This is a genomic window from uncultured Arthrobacter sp., from assembly GCF_902805515.1.
Classification (GTDB): domain Bacteria; phylum Actinomycetota; class Actinomycetes; order Actinomycetales; family Micrococcaceae; genus Arthrobacter_D.
Genome location: NZ_CADCTE010000047.1, coordinates 627 through 1,209, shown reverse-complemented (window position 1 = coordinate 1,209; position 583 = coordinate 627). Strand labels below are relative to the sequence as shown.

Annotated in this window: 1 pseudogene; it reads right to left on the bottom strand. The window is 63.3% G+C overall.

Annotated features, from left to right (window positions below):
- Nucleotides 1-569: pseudogene (locus QZX79_RS03995) on the bottom strand (MFS transporter); the annotation flags it as partial.
- Nucleotides 570-583: the final 14 nt, after the last annotated feature.

The following is a 583-nucleotide window of genomic DNA, read 5'->3' as shown; positions in this document are numbered from 1 at the left end:
GCCGCGCCCGTGAGCGCGGCGGCGACAAGCAGCTGATGCGCCGGGATGACGGGAATCAGTGCGCTGATGATCAGCGGAAATGCGAAGCCGACATACGTGAGGACATAGAAGATGCCCGTCAAGGTCGCAAGGTCCTTCGATGATGCCAGTGCTTCGACGGACTTCAACCCGCTGACCAGCAGCAGCCCGTATGCTCCGCCAAGAGAGATCGCGGTTGGAATCAGCAGGACGGGGGAGTGGGTATACGCGGTCACCGCCGCAAGGAGCATCCCCGTTATGAGTGCACCAAGTCCAGCCCGGTACGGCAGGGCGGGCGTGCGCTCCGCGAGGGAACGCGCCCACGGTTGAACCAGCACACCCGTGCCGAGTGTCACCGCGGCGGCCGTTCCGCTGGCAACCACGCGAAACTCTCCCAGTGCGACCAATTCCGGAAGTACGGCAAAGGGTGTGGTCGCGGCGCCGAAGACCCATGGCGCTGTGGGGAGGATGACTTTGAGGAAGACATCGCTTTTCAGGGCCTTAGCGACATCAGAAGCGGTTTTGCCCGTCCTGGGTTCCGGCGGTGACACTGTTTCCGGTGCTT